The organism is Nitrospiria bacterium, from assembly GCA_035517655.1.
Lineage (GTDB): Bacteria > Nitrospirota > Nitrospiria > JACQBZ01 > JACQBZ01 > JACQBZ01.
Genome location: DATIYJ010000036.1, coordinates 1 through 19750 on the forward strand (window position 1 = coordinate 1; position 19750 = coordinate 19750).

20 protein-coding genes are annotated in these 19750 nt (G+C 54.3%); 18 read left to right on the top strand and 2 right to left on the bottom strand.

What is annotated here, in order from left to right; translation table 11 throughout:
- From VLY20_07250 to VLY20_07320, 15 genes are all read left to right on the top strand, one after another.
- The coding region (locus tag VLY20_07250) for a glycosyltransferase family 1 protein (protein HUK56437.1) at positions 1-834 on the top strand (834 nt) is incomplete at its 5' end.
- A 20-nt stretch (positions 835-854) separates the two neighbouring features.
- The gene (locus VLY20_07255) at positions 855-2012 is read left to right on the top strand and encodes a glycosyltransferase (GenBank protein ID HUK56438.1); all 1158 of its coding nucleotides are present in this window, start codon (positions 855-857) and stop codon (positions 2010-2012) included.
- Complete coding sequence (locus tag VLY20_07260; protein ID HUK56439.1) at positions 2005-3408, top strand: undecaprenyl-phosphate glucose phosphotransferase; 1404 nt, start codon at positions 2005-2007, stop codon at positions 3406-3408. Before VLY20_07255 ends, VLY20_07260 begins: the two co-directional genes overlap by 8 nt.
- 253 nt (positions 3409-3661) lie before the next feature.
- Entirely contained in the window at positions 3662-4903 is a 1242-nt protein-coding gene (locus tag VLY20_07265) for an O-antigen ligase family protein (protein ID HUK56440.1), read from the top strand.
- Positions 4904-4942: 39 nt separating this feature from the next.
- Complete coding sequence (locus tag VLY20_07270; protein ID HUK56441.1) at positions 4943-5884, top strand: GDP-L-fucose synthase; 942 nt, start codon at positions 4943-4945, stop codon at positions 5882-5884.
- 200 nt (positions 5885-6084) lie between these two features.
- A complete protein-coding gene (locus VLY20_07275; protein HUK56442.1) occupies positions 6085-6915 on the top strand; it encodes a methyltransferase domain-containing protein in 831 nt (276 codons plus the stop codon).
- 14 nt (positions 6916-6929) lie between these two features.
- A complete protein-coding gene (locus VLY20_07280; protein ID HUK56443.1) occupies positions 6930-8420 on the top strand; it encodes an oligosaccharide flippase family protein in 1491 nt (496 codons plus the stop codon).
- A 3-nt stretch (positions 8421-8423) separates the two neighbouring features.
- Entirely contained in the window at positions 8424-9539 is a 1116-nt protein-coding gene (locus tag VLY20_07285; GenBank protein ID HUK56444.1) for a glycosyltransferase family 4 protein, read from the top strand.
- On the top strand, positions 9536-10354 hold the full coding sequence (locus VLY20_07290; GenBank protein HUK56445.1) for a polysaccharide deacetylase family protein: 819 nt from the start codon (positions 9536-9538) through the stop codon (positions 10352-10354). The genes VLY20_07285 and VLY20_07290 overlap by 4 nt, the downstream gene beginning before the upstream one ends.
- Entirely contained in the window at positions 10351-11532 is a 1182-nt protein-coding gene (locus VLY20_07295) for a glycosyltransferase family 4 protein (protein HUK56446.1), read from the top strand. Before VLY20_07290 ends, VLY20_07295 begins: the two co-directional genes overlap by 4 nt.
- Positions 11533-11587: 55 nt before the next feature.
- Positions 11588-12340 (top strand): WecB/TagA/CpsF family glycosyltransferase, encoded by a 753-nt coding sequence (locus VLY20_07300; protein ID HUK56447.1) that lies wholly within the window; start codon positions 11588-11590, stop codon positions 12338-12340.
- A gap of 4 nt (positions 12341-12344) precedes the next feature.
- Positions 12345-13766, top strand: coding sequence for a sugar transferase (locus VLY20_07305; GenBank protein ID HUK56448.1), 1422 nt, complete (start codon positions 12345-12347; stop codon positions 13764-13766).
- Positions 13747-14541 (top strand): DUF3108 domain-containing protein, encoded by a 795-nt coding sequence (locus VLY20_07310; GenBank protein HUK56449.1) that lies wholly within the window; start codon positions 13747-13749, stop codon positions 14539-14541. The genes VLY20_07305 and VLY20_07310 overlap by 20 nt, the downstream gene beginning before the upstream one ends.
- Before the next feature lie 18 nt (positions 14542-14559).
- A complete protein-coding gene (pncA, locus tag VLY20_07315) occupies positions 14560-15186 on the top strand; it encodes a bifunctional nicotinamidase/pyrazinamidase (GenBank protein HUK56450.1) in 627 nt (208 codons plus the stop codon).
- Positions 15187-15296: 110 nt separating this feature from the next.
- Complete coding sequence (locus tag VLY20_07320; GenBank protein HUK56451.1) at positions 15297-15545, top strand: hypothetical protein; 249 nt, start codon at positions 15297-15299, stop codon at positions 15543-15545.
- Between the two features lie 132 nt (positions 15546-15677).
- On the opposite strand, the gene VLY20_07325 is transcribed toward VLY20_07320, so the two are convergent.
- A complete protein-coding gene (locus VLY20_07325) occupies positions 15678-16319 on the bottom strand; it encodes a DUF3047 domain-containing protein (GenBank protein HUK56452.1) in 642 nt (213 codons plus the stop codon).
- 151 nt (positions 16320-16470) lie between these two features.
- Here VLY20_07325 and VLY20_07330 point away from each other — a divergent pair, with 151 nt between their 5' ends.
- The 3 genes from VLY20_07330 to VLY20_07340 are packed head-to-tail and all read left to right on the top strand — an operon-like array spanning position 16471 to position 18244.
- Entirely contained in the window at positions 16471-17436 is a 966-nt protein-coding gene (locus VLY20_07330) for an AAA family ATPase (protein HUK56453.1), read from the top strand.
- A complete protein-coding gene (locus VLY20_07335) occupies positions 17433-18047 on the top strand; it encodes a helix-turn-helix domain-containing protein (protein ID HUK56454.1) in 615 nt (204 codons plus the stop codon). The genes VLY20_07330 and VLY20_07335 overlap by 4 nt, the downstream gene beginning before the upstream one ends.
- 32 nt (positions 18048-18079) lie before the next feature.
- Positions 18080-18244, top strand: a complete 165-nt coding sequence (locus tag VLY20_07340) for a hypothetical protein (protein HUK56455.1) — start codon at positions 18080-18082, stop codon at positions 18242-18244.
- Positions 18245-18265: 21 nt separating this feature from the next.
- On the opposite strand, the gene bioA is transcribed toward VLY20_07340, so the two are convergent.
- Positions 18266-19642, bottom strand: coding sequence for an adenosylmethionine--8-amino-7-oxononanoate transaminase (gene bioA / locus VLY20_07345; GenBank protein HUK56456.1), 1377 nt, complete (start codon positions 19640-19642; stop codon positions 18266-18268).
- Positions 19643-19750 lie beyond the last annotated feature (108 nt).

Consider the following 19750-nt stretch of genomic DNA (forward strand, 5'->3'; position numbering starts at 1 on the left):
TTTCAAGGCCCGATCATTAATACCGTTTTTGATCTTTCCATCTTGCTTTGGCCTGAAACGCATCCGGAGAACCGAAGGCGGTATTTTGAGAAGTACTTTTACAAAAGGTTGCCCTGGGCGGCTCACATGATCACGACATCGGAAGCCACAAAAAGCCAAATGATCGAACATCTGAATATCAAACCCGATAAAATCACGGTCACCTACCTCGGAGTGGATGACAGTTTTGCCGCCGTGCCGGCGGAAACCGCCCGCGCCGTGCTTTCTCATTACGGTCTTGCGTACGGATCTTACATCTTGTACGTGGGAACGTTGGAACCCCGGAAGAATATAACGGCGGTTCTGCAAGCGTATGCGCAGTTGCCGAAAAAAATCCAATCCGCTTATCCCCTGGTTCTGGCGGGTGGGAAGGGTTGGCTGATGGAGGACCTCGACGAGGAAATCAAGCGGCATCGTATCGCATCGTCGACGATTCTCACAGGGTATGTTTCCAAAGCGCACCTCCCGTCGCTTTACAGCGGCGCGACTGTTTTTGTCTACCCCTCCCTGTATGAAGGATTCGGTCTTCCTCCCCTCGAAGCCATGGCCTGCGGCGCCCCCGTCATTGCATCGGATGTCTCGTCGCTTCCGGAAGTGGTCGGTCCGGCCGGGGTGTTGGTGGCGCCCCGGGACGTGAAAAGGCTTAAGGATGAAATGGAGCGCGTGATCGAGGATTCTTCTCATCGGGCCTTGTTGAGCAAACTCGGCTTGGAAAGGTCCCGGCAGTTTACCTGGGAAGCCTGCGCGAGGCAAACGGTGGACGTTTATAATCGTGTTCTGAACACGGGTGGATAACGAAGGGTTGAGTCTTCTTTATGAGAGTTGCGCTGATACATGACTGGTTGACCGTGATGCGGGGAGGGGAGAGGTGTCTTGAGGCCTTTTGCGATTTGTTTCCTGAAGCGGATCTCTTTACGCTGTTGCATTTCCCCGGAACGGTCTCGGCCAAGATTGAGAAGCATCGCATTGTAACGAGTTTCATCCAACGTTTCCCGTTCAACCAACAAGCCTACCGTTACTATCTTCCTTTCTTTCCCCTGGCCATTGAATCTTTTAACCTTTCCGGATATGATTTGATCTTAAGCTCGAGCCACTGCGTGGCAAAAGGGGTTCGGGTTCGGAAAGGGTCCTGTCACGTTGCGTATCTCTATACTCCCATGCGTTACATTTGGGATCAGCACGAAGCTTATTTCGGGGAAGGTCGTTCCGGGTGGCCGGCGCGGAAGGGGATGCGGCTCTTTCGGCCCTGGCTTCAACGATGGGACGCGGCTTCCAATAACGATGTTCACGCTTTCATCGCAAGCTCCCGCCACGTGGCGGAACGAATTCGGCGTTGCTATGGAAGGACGGCGGATGTCATCCCTCCGCCCGTGGATTTTCGGGCCTTCTCATCCTCCCGTCGGGATGACGGATTCTATCTCATGGTGACGGCCTTCGCCCCCTATAAACGCGTGGATCTGGCCGTCGAGGCTTTTAACCGGTTAAAACAACCGCTCAAGATTATCGGAACGGGTCAGGATGAGAAACGCCTCAAGTCCATGGCCGGGCCGACCGTCGATTTTCTGGGTTGGAAATCGGACTCGGATATTCGGGACGCCTACGCCGCCTGTCGCGCCGTCGTTTTTCCGGGAGAAGAAGATTTTGGGATCGTTCCCTTGGAGGCCATGGCCAGCGGAAAACCGGTGATCGCCTACGGCAGGGGCGGCGTCCTGGAGACCGTGATTCCATTGCAAACGCCGGGAGCCGGAGCTCGTCCGTCGGAAGCCGTCCATCCCACGGGCCTGTTTTTTTATGATCCGACGCCCCAGGCTTTGATGCAAGCGGTGCGTTATTTTGAATCCCACCGGGACGCGTTCGATCCCGACCGCATCCGGGAACATGTAAGGATGTTCGATCGCCAACAGTTCATGGAAAAGATCGATCGGTATATCCAAGAGACGTACGGGGAATTTAAGAAGGCGCAGCATGCTTAGAAAGTACAGCGAGTTTTTTAAAGCCCTCCTTTTCATAGTTGATCTGGCCCTGATCTCGGGCGCATGGTGGGGGGCCTATGCCTTCCGTTTTTATGCGGATCAAATTCCGGTTACGAAAGGCCGGCCGTCTTTTGAGCCTTACCTGGCCCTCTTGCCGGCGATACTAATCGTCTGGGGCTTTGTCTTCAAGGCCTTTGACCTGTATCGGCCCCGCCGAATGTCTTCTCACCTGGCCGAGATCTGGGACATCACCAAGGCCTGCAGCTTCGCCGTACTGGTCGTCGTTACATTGAGTTTTTTCTTAAGACAGTTTGAGTATTCCCGGCTGGTTTTTTTGTTGTTCTGGGGATTTAGCATTGTGTTGGTGACCCTCAGCCGCTGGAGCTTCCGCGAGCTTCTCCGCTTTTTCCGCAGGAGGGGACGCAATCTGCGATACGCCCTCATTGTAGGCGCCGGACCGCTGGCTCAGGAACTCGCCGGCAAGCTTCGTCGTCATCGCGAACTGGGAATCGAGATCATCGGTTATCTGACACGGAAGGATGAAAAAGTCGGCCGGGAGCTGCGGGGAATCAAGGTTCTGGGCACCTATGAGGAATTACCTGCGATCCTGCGGGACCGAACGGTCGACCATATCTTTGTAGCGCTTCCACACGATGCGTATACTCATGCCGAAAAGATTCTCCGTTTTCTTCAAGGCCAGACCATGGATGTCCGAATCGTTCCGGATCTCCTCCAGTTCATGACGGTTCGGGGGCAGGCCGAGTTGTTCGACGGTCTTCCCTTGGTCACGCTTCAGGCGACCCCCCTGTACGGTTGGAACCAGGTCTTGAAAAGGGCGACCGACATTCTGTTTTCTCTCACCATCCTGACGTTGTTGTCGCCTTTGATGCTGGTCCTCGTGGCGCTCGTTAAGCTGACATCACCCGGTCCGATTTTATATTGCCAGAAACGGATGGGGTATGACGGCCGGCTCTTTGAAATCCTGAAATTCCGCTCAATGCGCGTGGATGCGGAAAAGGAAACCGGCGCGGTCTGGACCGGCGCGGACGATCCAAGGCGTACCCCGGTGGGAAGGTGGCTCCGCTGGACGGGTCTGGATGAGTTGCCCCAGTTTTTCAATGTGCTCAGGGGGGAGATGAGCATCGTAGGGCCGAGGCCGGAGCGTCCGGAGTTTGTGGAGAAGTTCAAAACGGCGATTCCCCGGTATATGTTGAGGCATAAAATCAAGGCCGGAATAACCGGATGGGCCCAGGTGAACGGCTGGCGCGGGAACACGTCCCTGGAAGAACGGATAAAATGTGATCTCGAGTATATCGAGAAATGGTCGCTCGGACTTGACCTCAAAATCATGTGGCTGACGCTCTGGAAAGGTCTCATCAACAAAAACGCCTACTGAGGGGATTAAAAGTTACTCGCTGTTTCCTTGGTGTTCTTTCCTCGCATTCGAACTGTTATTTGAGCCGTCCGATTCAAAAAACCCTTGATTTACCTCCATTAATTCGTTATATTTAATTGCTATTGCCATGGCATGGAGCCCTTGGGGCTTGGCGGGAATCGTGCCATGAATGAGCGGTCAAGCGAACGACCCCGGGGTTTATGAAGCGCCGGAGCGACAACTGATGAACGGTTAGAGAGTCTGAACGGGCTTAGTGACTAAATTGGGAATCGAGCCGTTTCTATACGCCCTGGTGTTGAGCCTTCCTCTTTCCATCGCGGCCGTCCATGTTTGTCTGGGAATCCTGATCCTCCTGTGGGGCTATCAATATGCAATAAAGAGAGAGCCGTGGGTCCATACTTCCCTGGATCGCCCCATCCTGATTTATCTATCCGCGGTGCTGGCCGCCGCCCTCTTCGGCGTGAACCCCGGCCGGAGCATCCTTCATATTTTGGCGCTTTGGCATATCGTACTTTATCTCTATGTCGTGAAATGGGTGCCCGATCAAACTCTGGCGCGTCGTCTGATCTGGACCCTTTTCGGATCCGCCGCACTGAACGGAATTTACGGCATCGCGCAGCACGTCGGCGGCGGGCTCGATCTTTTCCGGTTCGGCGGCGCCGAACGGATTTTTAAGATTGACGGCCAGGTGCGGGCATCGGGAGTCTTCGACCATTACATGACGTTCTCCGGCCAGATGCTTTTGTTGGGGCTGTTGGGGACGGGTCTTCTCCTGTTTTGGGCCCGGGGGCGGACCCGTTGGATTCTGGCCGGCGCGGTGCTCGTCTTTTTTTGCGCGGTCTGGTCTTCGTTTACCCGCAACGCCTGGGTTGGGCTCGGGGCCGGATTTTTTGCGATTGCGCTGTTCAAAGAGAGAAGGACCATGATCGTTCTCGTAGCCGGCCTTCTTCTGACCGTTGTTCTCTTGTCCGTGGCCGATCGGGGATTTCGGACACGGGCCGTCAGTACGGTGAAGATTCATGAAGGCAGCACGGTGGAACGGTTTGAAATCTGGCGTGCGACGCTCGAGATGATAAAAGATCACAGCCTGCTCGGGGTCGGCATCGGCAACTTCACGACGGTTTTTGATCGGTATCGCGATCGCACCGGCGCTGGGGCGCATTCCCACGCCCATAACACGTTGCTTCAGATCACGGCTGAAAGCGGATTGATCGGACTCGCGGCCTATCTTTATTTGTGGTATGCGTTCTTCCGCATGATGATCCGGCGGGCGATGACGTCCGCCGATCCTTTTGTCCGCGGTGTGACCATCGGGGCGATCGGGGCGCTTGTGGGCTTCCATGTCGCCGGTCTGTTTGAATACAACTTGGGGGACAGCGAAGTGGATGCGATGATGTGGTTTGTTGTGGGATTGGGCATGATGGCGCAGAACATGGGCCTCCAAGAAGCCGCGGCCTTTGATAAGTCCGTCGTTTCCAAGGCCGCCTTGGCTTAACCGTTGTAAATCACGGGTTCATTCCCCCGGTAAGGGACCATGGGCTTTTGGGAAAATAAAAAAATCATCGTCACGGGCGGGGCGGGGTTTCTGGGATCCCGTATCGTTGAAAAATTAGCGGGCCGTGGCTGTCGAAAGGTCTTTGTGCCGCGAAGCGCCGACTGTGATCTTGTTCAACCCGAAAACGTCCGTCGTCTTTATCGGGAAGCGGACCCCAACATGGTGATTCACCTGGCCGCCAAGGTAGGCGGGATCGGAGCCAATCAGGCCAACCCGGGAAAATTTTTCTATGACAATCTCATGATGGGCGCTCAGATGATGGAACAGGGGCGCCTCTTCGGGGTGGAGAAATTCGTTGCGATCGGCACGATTTGTTCTTATCCCAAGTTCACTCCGGTTCCTTTTAAGGAGGACGACCTGTGGAACGGCTATCCCGAGGAAACCAACGCCCCGTACGGATTGGCCAAGAAGATGCTTCTGGTGCAGAGCCAGGCCTATCGGCAGCAATACGGATTCAATTCCATCTTTCTCCTGCCCGTCAACCTGTACGGCCCACGGGATAATTTTGACCCGAACACCTCCCATGTGATCCCCGCACTCATCCGAAAATGCATCGAAGCGGTTCGTAACGGGGAGCCGGAGATCGTGGTGTGGGGGACCGGCGAGCCGACCCGGGAGTTCCTCTATGTCGAGGACGCGGCGGAGGGTATTCTCCTGGCGGCCGAGCGGTACAACAAAAGCGAGCCGGTCAATCTGGGAATGGGTTTCGAGATTTCAATCCGGGATCTCGTTCAACGGATCGCTCTTCTGACCGGGTTTACGGGGAAGATCCGGTGGGATCCGTCGAAGCCGGACGGTCAGATGAGAAGGATGCTGGATACGACGCGGGCCGAAAAAGAATTTGGTTTCAGAGCCGGCCTCGGCATCGATGAAGGCTTAAAGCGGACGATTGAGTGGTATCGAAAAAATAAGGCGGGCTGATCCTCTTGCCGTCAATATGCAAGAAGCGGTCGGGTGAAAAAAATCCTTCCATGACGTAAATGTCCTTTGCGGGGCCGAGCGCGCCGTCTGTTCTCGAAGACGTTGCGTTACCGTTGCGACACCCTTTCTTGCCGAGAAGGTTTTCAGTATTCCAACATCGGAACCTGGAGATTTCGCATTAAACCATATCAGGAGCCAGTGTGAGCCGCTCATTTATCAAAGGCATTCAACCGGGCGATCTCGTCCTGGAGATCGGAAGCGGACATAACCCTTACCCCCGATCGAATATCCTGTGCGACAAACACCTCGAAAACCTGGAAAGGGGCGGCGGGATCCGCACGGGAGGGCGGCCTCTGGTCATTGCCGACGGGGAGTCCCTTCCGTTCCCGGACAAGTCGTTTGATTTTATTATTTGCTCGCACGTCCTTGAACATGCGGAGGATCCGGGGAAATTTTTAAATGAATTGTCCCGCGTGGGAAAGGCGGGATATATCGAGACCCCCTCCGAAGTATGGGAAGCCCTGATGGAACCGCGGGAGTATCATCGGTGGTTCGTTATTTCCGACGGGGACGGTCTTGTCGTCAAGAAAAAGGAAGCCTCCAATGTCCTTCTGGGAAAACTTTACGAGCGGCTGGTCGCCCAAAATGGAAAGCTGTGCGGATACCTGATGTCCAGACAGATCGATGTTTTCTTTACGCGTCATTACTGGCGGGATAGGATATTTTTCCGGATCATTCCTCCCTCGGAGAAATGCTATTTTAATTATCACGACCCCAAGATCGCGGACGAGCTCATCGGCCGGCGAACCAGCCATCGCGAGATCTTCGCTTACAAGCTTTACAAGGCCCTCGATCGGATCCGTCCGTCTTTTCTGCGCGGGAAAGCCAAAGCCCTTCGGGAGATCCTGGTCTGCCCTTTGTGCAAGGCCTCTTTTCGCTGGGAGTCGAACCGGGTGGAGTGCGTTGCGTGCGGGGCGGCCTATGCCTGTTCCAACGGTGTTCCGATCCTAAACAAGCCCTTGAGGAAATGACCCGTGAGGTTCGTGTGACTGTTTTTCGGGATATAACGCGGCAAACCGTTATTTACGGGGCCGGGGCCGGTCTTAACGGTGCCGTGGGTTTCATCCTCATTCCCATCGTGACGCGCTATTTGCTTCCCAACGAGTACGGAACCTATGCCCTTCTTGAGATTGCACTCCAGTTTCTTGTGACGGTATACGGTTTGGGTTTTAACGTCTCCCTGCTGAAAGGCTACTCCGAAGCCGATGACTCGGTTTCCAAAATTAATCTTATCAATAATGTCTTGATATTTTTGGCGACAACTTCATTTATTTTCTCCGGGGTTATTATCGCGCTGGCGGGTCCCATTTCAAACGGCCTATTCGCCGGCGTGCCGGAGCATTTGATTGTTTACATCGGGCTGATCGTCTTCTTTGAATCCATTTGGGCCTTGTTCCTTGCCATCTACAGGGCGGAACAGAAGGCGGTCCGGTATTTAGCGGCCTCTCTTCTTCAAGTAGGTTTAGGACTCATGGCCACGGTCGTTTTTGTGGTGGGAATGAACGAAAAAGCCGAGGGAATCTTACGAGGGCGATTGGTCGGGGATGTGTTGGTCTGCGGCGTGTTGTTGTGGGGCCACCGAAATCGATTCACGTTCGACCATTCCTGGCCGAGAATTCGACGGTTGTTGGCCTACGGTCTTCCTTATCTACCCGCCGGACTGGCCATCATCTGGATTAATCTTTCCGGGCGCTATTTTTTGAATCTGTTTTCATCCCTCGGTGAGGTCGGCGTGTACGCCATCGCCCAGAAACTATCCGGTTTTGTAAATTTGTTGCTCATTCAACCCTTTGGCACCGCTTGGCTTCCGATCATGTTTGAGCTGGGTAAAAGAAATAATGCGCCTCTCATTTATGCCAGGGTCGCCACCTACTACTTATTCTGTGCGGCCTTCAGCTTCCTGATCCTGACTCTGTTCCTGCCCGAGATTTTTCTGATCTTCACGACCAAGGGTTACCAAAGCGGAACGAAAGTGTACCCGATTCTGGTATTGGCCTTGCTCGTGTACGGGTTATTTTATGTTCTCTCCATCGGGATTTTCCTGAAAAGCCGGAATTGGGTGATGCCGTACATCTACGGGGCCGGTATTATCGTCAATCTCCTGTCCAATACGATCCTGGTCCGGTTGTACGGTGCTTGGGGGGCGGCTTTGTCGATGCTATTGACCTTTATCGTGGTCTCGGGTTGTCAGGGGCTGATAGCCCAACGGTATTATCCCATACCGTTTGAGTTTAATCGCCTGGGCAAGATCTTATTGGTGGGGGTGATTCTTTTCATGACCGGGCGGTTTTTTATGTCCGAGGGGGTTCCCCACCTGGTCCTGAGAACGGGATTGATCGCGCTGTTTCCCGTGGCGTTGTACGGGTTGGGATTTTTTACCGATGAGGAACGAAACAGGGCCTTCTATTTTTCTCATCACCTCCGGCTTCGCGGCGCATTGATCGCGAAGGCGATTCTAAAACGACGAGAACAATGAACGATGAATGAGCCGGTAAAAATCGCCTTTATTACGAACCTCTGTCCCACTTACCGTGTCAAGGCGTTTCAAGGTTTGGCCAAGCGGTACGATGTCGATTTTTATTTCTACTGCAGACCGGAGGACTCCAGGGTAAGCCATCTGGAAATCGTCAGCGACGCCGAACGGTTTCACTATTTGACCACGGCTCAAATTCTTATGCGCTTGTTCACCCAAAACTATCCGGTTGTGATTAAGTGCAGCAACGGGAAGTACATTACACTCCTGTCCTTTCTAACGGCCAAGTTAATGCGAAAAAAATTCATCTTTTGGCATTCCATGTGGTACACGCCTCAAACGCTTTTCCGAAGGTTTTCGATGCCGGTTTTAAAATGGATATTCAAATATTCGGATGCGGTTGTGGTCTACGGGGAACACGGTAAAAAGTATCTGGAGTCGCACGGCGTGGAACCCCGGAAAATTTTCATCGCCTGGCAGTCCGTCGATAACGAATTGTTCGCTAAAGCGGTCCCTGCGAAAGCGCTTTCGACGATCCGCGGAGCCCGCGCTGCGGCCGGAAAAAAGGTCGTTCTTTTCGTCGGCCGTTTCGTGGAAGAAAAGGGCGTTTCCTATTTGATCGAGGCGGTGGCCCAATTGAAGGATGATGGCCTCTGTCTGATGCTGGTCGGAGAAGGCCCTCTAAAAGAAGCGTTGGAAAAACAGTGCGTGGAAAACCGCTTGGATTGTTTTGTGTTTGTCGGCAAAGTCCCGAACTCCGAGTTGTATAAATATTACGCCTTGGCGGATGTTTTCGTCCTGCCCTCGATCACGACCCGCGAGTTCAAGGAACCATGGGGCCTGGTTGTGAACGAGGCGATGAACCAGGGAACCCCGGTGGTGGTCACCGATGCGGTGGGCGCCGGAGTCGGCGGTTTGGTTCAGGAGGGCGTCAACGGTTTTGTGGTTCCCGAGCGGGACAGTCAGTCTCTTTCGGTCGCGCTGCGCAAGATCATTTCCGATGACGCTTTAAGGGCGGCGATGGGTCAAAATGCGAAACGCGTCATAAAAGACTGGACGTATGAACGAATGGTGGAAGGATTTACGGATGCCATTGCCTATGCACAAGGAGCCAAAAAATGAGTATCGGCACTAAAGTTTATTCCAGGACGCAAGGGCCGCGACTTCACCCGATTGTTACGACTTCCTGGGATGACGGCCACCCGTGCGATCTTCAACTGTCGCGGCTCCTTTCGGCGCGAAAATTAAAAGGCACGTTTTATGTGCCCATTCGAAATTCGGAAGGCCGGCGGACCATGGAATCGGATGAAATCCGAACATTGGCCCGGTCCCATGAAATCGGGGGACATACTTTAAATCACCTCGACCTGACTTCTTTGAGTCGGGCGATGGCCCGTGACGAGATCGTCGAGGGAAAGCGGCAACTCGAACGGTTAATCGGCCGTTCTCTGAAGGGTTTCGCTTTTCCAAGAGGACGCATGAATGCTTCGATCGTCTCCTTGGTCAAGGAGGCCGGATTCAAGTTCAGCCGTACGATTTATGGGTTCCATTTCACATTGAGGGACGGATTCTTGATCCATCCCACCTTACAGGCTTACCCGCATAACCGGATGACCTATATCCGGAATGCCGTCCGGCGCGGAAATTTTGAAGGGTTGGGGGCCTATGTGTTCCGGCTTCAATTAAAATCGAATTGGAAGGAATTGGCCAAAACGGCTTTCGATACGGCGATTCGAGATGGGGGCGTATGGCACCTCTGGGGCCATTCCTGGGAAATCGATGAGCTAAACCTGTGGGGACAAATCGAGGAATTATTCGACTACATATCCAACCGGCCCGGCGTTCTCTATTTGACCAACGGGGAGGTCTCGGAACAACGTCGAGGGATCGCGATGAATAACGATCCGGTCGCTGATTCCAGGGCTTCCACCGGATGAAGATCCTGCTCGGCCATAATTTCTACCGGTCGAAAGGCGGAGAAGACCGCTGCGTTGAACTCTTATCGGACCTATTGACGATGAAAGGACATGCAGTTCTCCCCTTTTTTAAATACAGCCGGGCCTTTGAAACGGCCAACTGGACCCAACGTCTGGCCTTTCCTTTCGAGATGGTTTATTCGCGTTCCAATCGTTCCGCGATTCAATCCATGATCAAGGCCGACCCTCCCCAATTGGCGTACCTCCACAACCTCTACCCCTTCATCTCGCCATCGGTGTTGAGGGCATTAAAGGATCACGGAATTCCGATCATTTTGACCGTGCATGCCTTTAAGCCCCTCTGCATCAACGGCCTTTTTTTCACCCAGGGACGTGTCTGCGAAAAGTGCGGGGACGGCAATTACTTCCATGGCGTGATGAACAACTGCAGGAACAGTTATGTTGAATCCGCGGTCTACGCGATCGCGTTCGCGATCCATCGCCGGTTGAAATTAATCGAGCCCTATGTGGATATTTTTGTGTCCCCATCGGAGTTTCTAAAAACGAAATTGATCCAATACGGGTTTCCGGAAAATAAGGTCAGGGTCATTCCCCATTTCGTTTCGATAGAGAAGAACGAGTCCGTCAAGCGTTCCCCGGCGGATTATGTCGTCTATTTCGGCCGCTTGTCTCATGAGAAAGGAGTGATCACGTTGCTCAAAGCGGCCAAAATGTCGCCGCACATCGAAGTGGTTATTATAGGAGACGGGCCGTTGCGAGCCCGGGTTTCAAGCCATATCCGGGAGCAAAAACTAAACAACGTTTGTCTGGCGGGCTATCTTTCCGGAGATGATTTATGGTCGCGTATCTCGGGAGCGAGATTTACGATTGTTCCTTCGGAGAGTTATGAGTCGTTCGGGTATTCGGCGATCGAGAGTCTCTATTGGGGCAAGCCCGTCGTCGCGTCGCGTATCGGCGGACTGCCCGAAATCATTGAAGACGGGGTCGACGGTCTGCTGTTTAACCCGGGAGATCCGCACGATTTGGCGGAAAAAATCAACGACCTTTGGGCCAAACCGGACCGGATCAAAGAACTCGGAATTCACGGCGAGCGAAAAGCAAAAACTCAGTATACCCCGGAACGGTTTTACGAACGGTTGTCGCAGGCGTTTGAACGACTCGGTTTAAAAGAAGGTTGATAATGACAACATTAGAGATTATCATAGGGAGTGATTTTGGACGGGGGAGTGATTCATGCCGCAGCCGCTCAAGTTGCTCGGGGTAAAGGTCGATAGGGCGACGATGGAAGAGACGATCGATGCGGTCAAAGCGTTGATTCGATCCCATGAGCGTCGCGGCCGTTATCTATGCGTGGCGAATGTTCACAGCGTGGTCTGTTCCCGGCGGAATGAGAAAATAAAGGCCGTCATGAACGCATCGTGGCTGACGGTGGCCGACGGGATGCCGCTCCTCTGGTCGGCGGGGCTGCTGGGTTGTCCGATTAAAGAGAGAGTCGCCGGTCCGGATTTAATGACGAATCTCTTGGGGGTTTCTGAAAAAGAGGGATTTAAAAATTTTTTCTACGGTTCATCCGATGCGGTCCTGACGGCGTTGAGTAAGAACCTGACGGAGCGATTCCCACGTCTAAGGATCGTCGGAGCGATCGCGCCTCCGTTTCGACCCTTGACGCCCGCACAGGACCTGGAAATCGTGGAAGCCATTCATGCCGCCTCGCCCGACATCCTGTGGGTGGGCCTGGGCGCTCCGAAGCAGGAACTCTGGATGGCGGAGCATTCCGGCCGCTTGAGGGTGCCGGTCATGATCGGCGTAGGGGCCGCTTTTGATTTCCATGCGGGACACAAGAGTCGGGCGCCGTTGTGGATGCAGAAAAGCGGGTTGGAATGGGCCTGGCGGCTTTATCAGGAGCCGGGAAGACTGTGGAAAAGGTATCTGATTGATGATCTGCCTTTTTTTTGGTATATTCTGAAGCAAAAATATATCGGTTGAATCCATGCTCCGCCAACGCGCAAAATTAGTTGCCGCCTCCGTTTACCTCGGCGATCTGATTCTGATCGTGATCGCATTTTTTCTGGCGTATTGGGTTCGGGACGCCTTTTTTTCCGATTCGTACGGAAAACTCGTCGAAGTCGACAGGTACCTGTGGCTGCTGCTTTTTATCGTTCCGACCTGGTCCTTCCTGCTTTATTACTTCCGGCTTTACCGATCTTTTCGGACAAAAAAACTTTGGACCGAGCCGCTCGCCCTGTTGAAGGTCGTATTGGCGGGCACCTTGCTCCTGGGCGCCGCGATCTTTGTATTTAAACAGCATGATCTCAGCCGTCTCTTCGTCGTCCTGTTCGGAGGAACCGCCTTCGTATTTTTGTCGGTTGGACGAATCGCCCTTCGCGTGATCGCCAAGAAGGCCCGATGGAATGAATTGAATACAAGGAATGTGCTCTTGGTGGGAACGGGGAGGCGCGCCCGAGAAATCGCGAAAGTCCTGGAAGACAACAAAGATTGGGGCTTCAAACTTCTCGGCCTGATTTCCGATACCGGCGACGGCGAGCCGGCCAAAGCGGGAGGGTATCCGGTCATCGGCCACGTCAATCAGATTTCGGAGATCCTTCAGCATCAGGTGGTGGACGAGGTCATTTTCGCCGTGTCCCGGAAAAAGTTGGAGGAGCTGGAGACGATTTTCCTGATGTGTGAAGAACTGGGCGTTCGCGCCCGGGTGGCGGTGAACTTCTTCCCGCACATGATCGCGAAAATTCATCTGGATGATCTGCACGGCGTCCCTCTGCTGACGTTCACCACCACGCCCTATAATGAATTTCTGCTCGCCTTTAAGAGATCGTTCGATCTGGCCGTGTCCGGACTTTTACTTGTGGCGCTGTTCCCGTTGTTCCTGCTGATCACGCTGACGATTAAGCTCACATCGAAAGGACCGGTGTTTTTCAAGCAAACACGGGTGGGTCTGAACGGCCGGCGGTTTACACTCTATAAATTTCGATCGATGGTTCGGAATGCGGAGGCCCAAAAGCACGAGTTGCTTCATTTGAACGAAATGGACGGACCGGTCTTCAAGATGAAAGGCGATCCCCGGTTGACTTCCATCGGGAGGTTTCTTCGAAAAACGAGTTTGGATGAACTGCCGCAGCTCATCAACGTTCTCAACGGCGATATGAGCATCGTCGGCCCGCGGCCCCCCTTGCCGGAAGAGGTGGCCCAGTACGAGCGCTGGCAGCGGCGTCGGCTGAGCATGAAACCCGGCCTGACCTGTCTCTGGCAGATTCACGGCCGCAGTCACATCGTCGATTTTAATAAATGGATGGAACTGGACCTTCAATACATCGATAATTGGTCCCTCCAATTGGACTTTGTGATCTTTCTCAAAACGATTCCGGTGGTGCTGCTTGGAAAAGGCGCTTCTTAAAGTGGTTTTTGTCCTCGGGTCCGTCCTCCTTTGTTCTCCGCTGGCCGCCGCATCCTTGTCCGAACCCTCGCTCCCGTCCGTGACGCCGTCTTTTGTATTTGGCGAACGGCTGGTTTACGACATCAGCTGGGCGGGTCTGACCGTGGGGGAGGGCGTTCTCGAATCCCAATCCGGTGAACGATTCAACGGCCGCGACGTTTTCCGAGTCGTTTCCACAGCCACCTCGAACGAGTGGCTCTCTGTTTTTTTTCCGGTCAACGACCGCGTCGAGTCCATCATTGACGCCAAGGGGCTGTATCCTTATAAAATCACCGTAGACCAGCGGCACGGTTTCCGCAAACGGTATAAGGAGGTTCAGTTCGATCAGGAAGAGCATACGGCCCTGATGCGGTTTAAAGGTCGGACGTCCAAGTTTGAGATCCCGCCTCAGGCCCAGGACATCCTTTCCTGTCTGTACTATTTCAGGACGGTCCCCAATCTGGCCGCGGGATCGTCGGTCTTTATCGATGTCCACGAAAGTAAAAAAAACTACAAATTAGAGGTTCAGATTCTCGGGAGCGAAACCCTCCGGACCGCGATCGGGACGGTTCCGACGATCAAAGTCAGAGCGATCGTCCTGTTTGATGGACTTCTCTGGAATAAAGGAGACCTTTATTTATGGGTGACGGATGATGCCCGCCGGATCCCCGTCAGGATGAGCGGGAAGGTGGCCATCGGTTCCGTCACCGCGACGCTGACCCGGGTTGAACCGTCGCGGTTGCTTCCGGTTCCCTGAATCCGCGTCGAGGTGGATGTGCCGACCGAAAAAAACTTCCGAACCGGGCGGCCTAGGATCACAAGCCGAACCGCGCTTCTCATCGTGGATGTGCAGAACGATTTCTGTCCGGGCGGGACACTGGCCGTTCCGGAAGGGGACCGGGTCGTGCCTCTTCTTAACAAATATATCCGCATCTTTCAGGCCGAAGGCGCCCCGATCGTCGCCACACGGGACTGGCATCCGCGCGACCATTGTTCGTTCAAACCCTTCGGCGGGATCTGGCCCCCGCACTGCGTCCGGAATACGCCCGGCGCGGAGTTTCATGCCGAACTGAAACTTCCCAAAGAGGCGACGATTATTTCAAAGGGAACGAACCCCAAAATCGAGGCCTACTCCGGATTTCAGCAGACCGCCTTGAGCGAATGGTTGACGACGCGGAGGGTCGAAGCGGTTTTCGTGGGCGGATTGGCCACCGACTACTGCGTGAAAAGCACCGTTCTGGATGCGTTGAAGGCGGGGTTCAAAGCGGTTTATCTGGCGGATGCGTCGCGGGGGGTGAACGTCAAACCGACGGACAGCGAACAGGCCGAGCGGGAAATGCAAAGGGCCGGTGCCGGAAGGGTCACGCTGGCCGAAATCGAGTTGAAGACGGGCGAAGTCTAAAGATCGGCGGCAAGGTTAGAAGACGATTGGGCCGGGTGAGCAAAGGCTGCAACGGGGATCTGGACAAGGTCGGATGAGAGGGCCCTTCCGTCTGAGAAGAAGTACCCGCATTGGAAATTCACGTCGGCCAGATCGCGCTCGTCGATGGGAAAGGCCACGCAAGGCTTGGGCCGTCCTTCGTAAACCATGCATCTCGGGTTTTCATCCGTCCCCCCGAGAAACGGACACTTGAAGACCAACTTGCAGCATTTCCCGCACTGAACGCATTCGCCCCCCCGGTGCTGGATCATTTGTTCGACATAATGAGGTTTGACGGCGCAAAGAAAAAACCGGCGGATTTTGTTGCCCAGTCGGGTTAACCGGGTTGCAGAGACGCTCCGCATCAACTTTCTCAACCGTCGGTTCGTCATAAACCCCTCCAGTTAGGGATAGACAAATTTCGTCATTTTTATCACAGAACCAACCGGAGTGCAAGAAGATTTTTCGGGCGTCTATTCTTTTTCAAACCGGAGAACGTCAAAATAACTCTCGGCGCTTGACCGCGTGTCGTCCGAGTCGATCATCAGTGTCACCCCTCCGACCTGGGGCGGCTCTTCTCCGAACAGGTCGCGGTAATCCTGAAGGACATTCCGTTTTTCAGACATCCACTGACCGAGGGGATCCGTTCCGTTCCGGAGAACAACGTATCGCGTCTTGGAGGATTTCTGGCTGGTGACGTGCAGGCCCTTTGGCGTGAGGTTTTCCCAGATGTAGCCTACCAGGCGTGTATTGACGGCCGAAGGGAATTTGGGGAAAAGGACATAGACCTCCGCCGCCTGATCGTCCGTTTTTTTATTCCGCACGTCCCCGCCGGTCGGGAGAACCGTGGCTTTCCATCGCCAGGAAAGATAGGGATAGTCACGGATATCGAAATTCATTTTTTTGTAAATACCGAAGCTGTTTTGTTTTGAGACCAAACGGAGAACGGGCTTTCCGTTTTCACTTTCGATCCGGACATCATGGCCGCCGCCGAACCATTGTTTGAGGTCCCAGCCGACCGGAAGCCCGTCGCTCCCGAGTCCGGCGCTTACCGGATCGACGGTCAAAGCCTCCGGAGCGGCCGATAGTCCCGCCGTGAAAACCGTCGAAGTCAATAAAAGGATCGTGAGGAACGGTAAAGATGGATGACGCCGCATAATGCGCAATTATACCATGTTCAAAAATAATAAGAAAACACTTGATAAATTCCATGGATTCGTGTAAAAGTAACCCCATCGTCAATCGGGATGATGAAAGACTGAGGGAATGCAGCTTCGGGATTCGGCCAATCTATCCAGAGGCGAAATCTGGGCGGTAGGCGGCGGTAAAGGCGGCACCGGTAAAAGCTTCCTTGCCGCCAACTTGGGGATTGCTCTTTCCAATCAAGGGAAGCGCGTTCTCATGATCGACGCCGACCTTGGATGCGCCAATCTCCACACCTGCCTGGGTATCGATTATCCGGAAGCCACGCTGTCGGATCTCCTGACCGGACGCATCAAGCGAATCGAGCAGGCCATCGTTCCAACCGGCATCCGAAACTTAAGCCTCATCAGCGGGGCGCAGGACATTCTGGAAATGGCCAACCCCAAGCATGCCCAGAAGATGCGCCTCCTTCGCCAGATCCAGGAATTGGATATGGAGTATATCATTCTGGACCTGGGGGCCGGCACGTCGTTTAATATCCTGGATTTCTTTCTGATCGCCGACCAAGGCATCCTCGCCGTTTTGCCCGAGCCGACCTCGATCGAAAACGTCTACCGATTCATTAAAAGCGTTTTTTACCGTCGGTTTCGGAAGATCGCGAGGGAGGACGCCGTCAAAGAGATCATTGCAAAGGCGATGGATCAGAAGAACGAGTACGGAATCAAAACGCCCTACGATTTGATCGAGCGGGTGGCCCGCATGGACCCGGCGGTCGGCGAGCTGCTGAAAAAAGAGATGTACGGTCTCCGGCCGAAACTGGTCGTGAACCAGGTCCGGTCGAAGGACGACATCACCCTCGGGTTCTCGATGCGCAGCTCCTGCACGAAGTATTTCGGCATCACCGTGGAATATGTCGGCCATGTGGAGTACGACGACCATGTCTGGCAGGCCACGAAACGTCGACGACCGATGTTGACCGAGTATCCCCTGTCCAACTCGGCCCGTGGAATCCAGAAAGTCGCCGCCAACCTGGTCGGCCACGCCCAGTTGACCTTGGATTACCTGGTGGACACCGCTCCTCGGCGATGAAGCCCATCCGGGAACAAAACTTTTACGAGATCTTCGAGATCCCGATTCACGCGACGCGCGCGCAGATCGACCAGGCCTATGCGTTGGCCAAAAAGACGTACGGCGATCAGTCGTTGGCGGCCTATTCGTTGTTTGATTCGGAGGAACGCAAAGAGATTGTCCGAAAGGTCCATCTGGCTTACGAGACGCTTTCGGATGAAAACCGACGAAGGGCATACGATCAGGACGTGTTGGGATCGGCCGGTCCCTCCAAACCGAATCCGTCGGGTTCCGACCCGGCCGGGGCCGTGTCGTCGATTCCCGGACCCGATTCTCAAAATTCTCCCGTCCAGAAATCGGACCCGGCCGATATTGAATCCATGACCGGGACGGAACTCCGGCAGATTCGGGAGCGGCGCGGGATACCGCTCCAGGAGATTGCAAGCCGGACCCGGATCAACATCACCTATTTGGAGTTCTTGGAGAAAAATCAGTTTCGCTCTTTGCCGCCGGCCGTTTACCTTCGCAGCTACGTTCTGCAATACGCGCGTCTCTTGGACCTCGACGCCGGTCGGGTGGCCGACCGCATTTTGTTCTTGGTGGAGCAGGCCAAGCGCTCTGAACCGGCATAAATCTCTGCAGCCTTGGTGTAAAAGGGGACCCGATGTCGCAACGTTCGGAAGATCTCTATGTCATAACGTCCCATTGTGATCTGTGCGGTCGAAAGCTCTGGAAGGGCTACTTTTTGATGGTTCCGGACGAGATTCAGTCCATGGCGATTAAGGTGGTCTGCTGGCGGTGTAAACTGTTTGGAAAGAAAAATGCGTAGGATGGGCCGTATGCCGTTCCCTTATATTCCCGCGGCAACCCCGATGGATTCGTCAAGGATCGAAATCATCTTTCTCAACTGAGGGATCGTGACCGACAGCGGCGGCAGGAGCGGAACGACGTTTCCAAGCGGCCGGAGGATCATTCCGCGTTTTAAGGCCTCCTTGGCCACGCGATAGCCCCATCGCTCTTCCAAAGGATACGGTTCTTTCGTGGGCCGATCCTTAACCAACTCCACCGCCGCGATCAGACCGATTTGACGAATATCCCCCACGTGCGGATGACGCCAGAGCGGTTTCAATCCATCGGCCAACGCCCTGATCTTGGGTCGGAGTCGCGACAGGACCCGTTCCCGGTCAAAGACGTCAAGACTGGCCAATGCGACCGCGCACCCGAGCGGATTGCCGGTATAGCTGTGGCCGTGAAAAAAGGTCTTGAATTCCCCGTACCCGCCTAAAAAAGCGTCATAGATTTCCCGAGTCGCCAGCGTGGCCGCCAGCGGCAGATAGCCTCCCGTGAGACCTTTCGCGACGGCCATCAGATCCGGGGTTACTCCTTCATGCTCGCAGGCAAACATCGTTCCGGTCCGCCCGAAGCCGGTGAAAACCTCGTCCGCGATCAAGAGACTGTGATAACGCGTGCAGAGGTCACGGATCCGTTTTAAGTATCCCGGCGGCCAGGTCAACATTCCGGCCGCGCCCTGTATCAGCGGCTCGATAACCACGGCCGCAATCTCATCATGATGTTCGGACAAAACCCTCTCGACTTCATCCCCGCAGGCCAGGCGGCATTCCGGGAAGGTTTTATTTAGGAAACATCGATAGCAGTACGGAGCGCCGACCTTGTAGGTCGGAAATAAAAGCGGCGAATAGAGGCCGTGAAACAACTCAATCCCGCCGAGGCTGACCGAGCCGATGGTGTCACCATGGTAGGCGTTGTTCAGCGACAAGAATTTTGTCTTGCGTGCCTTTCCCCGATGGCGCCAGTACTGCAACGCGATCTTGAGCGCGACCTCCACGGCGGTCGAGCCGTTGTCCGAGAAAAAAACCTTCGTCAATCCGGGCGGAGCCAGCGTCACAAGTTTCTTCGCGAGCCGGATCGCCGGCCGGTTCGTCAGGCCGAGGAGCGTGGAGTGGGCGATTTTATCGATCTGGTTTTTCAGCGCGCGGTCCAGCGCGGCTTTTCGATGGCCGTGCAGGTTCACCCAGATGGATGAGACAGCGTCCAGATATCGTTTCCCGTAAACGTCGTAAAGATAAACGCCCTTTCCGCGTTCAATAATAAGCGGCGGTTCCTTTTCCCATTCGGCCATCTGGGTAAAGGGATGCCAGATGTAGCGCCGTGCCTCCTCTTCCAGGCTTTCAATTCGGTCCCGATTCCGGCTCGATGTCTTTTTCATAGGCCCCCATTATACTGTATGGCCGGCGACCCGTAAAGCCTCGGACTCGGCCGTGATTCGTCTTGACAATACGGCCATAATTTTGTTAATTTTACTTGCTTCTATGCA

Coding starts and splice junctions, on each gene's coding strand:
- VLY20_07335 (HUK56454.1), top strand. CDS start 17,433: ATGAAGCCCATCCGGGAACAAAACTTTTACGAGATCTTCGAGATCCCG.
- VLY20_07285 (HUK56444.1), top strand. CDS start 8,424: ATGAATGAGCCGGTAAAAATCGCCTTTATTACGAACCTCTGTCCCACT.
- VLY20_07255 (HUK56438.1), top strand. CDS start 855: ATGAGAGTTGCGCTGATACATGACTGGTTGACCGTGATGCGGGGAGGG.
- VLY20_07340 (HUK56455.1), top strand. CDS start 18,080: ATGTCGCAACGTTCGGAAGATCTCTATGTCATAACGTCCCATTGTGAT.
- VLY20_07300 (HUK56447.1), top strand. CDS start 11,588: ATGCCGCAGCCGCTCAAGTTGCTCGGGGTAAAGGTCGATAGGGCGACG.
- VLY20_07305 (HUK56448.1), top strand. CDS start 12,345: ATGCTCCGCCAACGCGCAAAATTAGTTGCCGCCTCCGTTTACCTCGGC.
- VLY20_07330 (HUK56453.1), top strand. CDS start 16,471: ATGCAGCTTCGGGATTCGGCCAATCTATCCAGAGGCGAAATCTGGGCG.
- VLY20_07290 (HUK56445.1), top strand. CDS start 9,536: ATGAGTATCGGCACTAAAGTTTATTCCAGGACGCAAGGGCCGCGACTT.
- VLY20_07260 (HUK56439.1), top strand. CDS start 2,005: ATGCTTAGAAAGTACAGCGAGTTTTTTAAAGCCCTCCTTTTCATAGTT.
- VLY20_07295 (HUK56446.1), top strand. CDS start 10,351: ATGAAGATCCTGCTCGGCCATAATTTCTACCGGTCGAAAGGCGGAGAA.
- bioA (HUK56456.1), bottom strand. CDS start 19,642: ATGAAAAAGACATCGAGCCGGAATCGGGACCGAATTGAAAGCCTGGAA.
- VLY20_07270 (HUK56441.1), top strand. CDS start 4,943: ATGGGCTTTTGGGAAAATAAAAAAATCATCGTCACGGGCGGGGCGGGG.